The 1,650-nt window shown below is 35.9% G+C and carries 1 protein-coding gene; it reads left to right on the forward strand.

Annotated features, from left to right (window positions below):
* The coding region (locus ABGX27_01680) for a cache domain-containing protein (GenBank protein ID MEO2068206.1) at positions 1-1,650 on the forward strand (1,650 nt) is incomplete at both ends.

Below are 1,650 nucleotides of genomic sequence, written 5' to 3' on the forward strand. Positions count from 1 at the left end.
AATAGGTTAAAGTATACCACTTCCTCTTACGAGTCATTGCTTAAAGAGGAGGGCCATTTAAACCTGAAGGAAAGCAAAGAAGAGATTAAAGAAGAGGTAAAGAACGCCTGGGTTATAGCCAACTCTATATACCACTTCTGCAAAAAGAGAAAGTGTAGAGATGAAACAATAAAACTCCTAATAAAAAACGCACTCCAAAACTACAGGTTCTTCAACGGGCTGGGTTACATCTTCATAGATAAGGTAAAAGGAAAAGTCGTTCTGAACCCTGCTTACCCCCAAATTGAAGGGAAAAGTATGTGGAACTGGAAAGACCTAAAGGGAAAGTTTGTTCACAGGGAGTTTGAAAGGATAGTCCTCTACTCACCTAACGGTGAAGGATTCGTAACCTACTACTGGTACAAACCAAACAGTAAAGAAGTTGATAAAAAGATTTCATACATAAAATTCTTTAAACCCTACAACTGGATAATAGGAGGAGGTATATACTACTCTCAAATTAGAGAAAGGATAAAAAAGCACGCCTTTTGCCTTGGAAAAGCTATTAACGCCTTCATTTACGACTCCAGCTCTCAAAAGGAAAAACCTGATATCTTAAAAGATTTAAAACCTGAAGACTTAAGAAAAGGAGTTTTCGTATATACGAAAGACAAACTCTATTACCTGAAACTCTACCCAGAATGGAACTGGATAGTAGGAAGTTACATCTCAAAATCGGAAATGGTAAAGGATACTTTCTACCTTCAGAAGGAATTCTTAACAAAGGCCAACAAAATTATAATATCAACGTCGGTAATTATCCTATTAATAATTACACTTTCATCCTTAGCCCTCTTCAGCTACAACAGAAAATTGACAGAATCAATTAAGGAACTTAAGGAAAAAGAAGGGAAATTGCTGAAGCTAACTAGAAACCTTAAAATCCTTGCTTATAAAGATGAAATAACAGACCTACCTAACAGTAAAAAACTTATTGAAGACCTCTCAAAGATAGACCTGTCAAAGAACATCCACTTTGCCCTTATAAACATAAGGAACTTTAAGGAACTTAACGAGCTCTTCGGTTTTGACGACGGAAATAAGATCCTGAAGGCTTTTGCTCAAAACCTTAAAAGAGAAGTAAAGAAACTCTGTAAGAACTGCATCGTCTATAGAATAAGGGGAGACAAATTTGGAGTCCTCAGCTGTGACCTTAACGATACCCAGTTCATTGAACTCATAGAAAAAGTAATTCAGAAGCTAGAGAATCACGAATTTGAGGTAAACAACATAAAGTTCAAACTTGACGTTATTGCCGGAATTTCAAAAAACAGAGACAACCCTCTCATTGAAGCTGAAATGGCGGAAGAAGAAGCCAAAAAAAGAGACTTTAAACTATACGTGTTTGATAAGGAGCTTGAAAATAAGTTTAAAAAGCTTGAGGAAAACCTTAAAGTTGCCATCTTACTTAAAGATGCACTGGAAAAAGACAAAGTTGTTCCCTTCTTCCAGCCGATAGTTGAACTTAGAAACCTTAAAGTCGTTAAATATGAAGCACTAATGAGAATTGAAACTCCTGAAGGAATCCTAAATCCAGGACAGTTTCTAGAAGTTGCAAAGAAAATCTCTATTTATAAAAAGTTATCTAAATCAGTCCTTGAAAAGGCCTTC

The sequence above is a fragment of the Desulfurobacteriaceae bacterium genome (genome assembly GCA_039832905.1).
Classification (GTDB): domain Bacteria; phylum Aquificota; class Aquificia; order Desulfurobacteriales; family Desulfurobacteriaceae; genus Desulfurobacterium.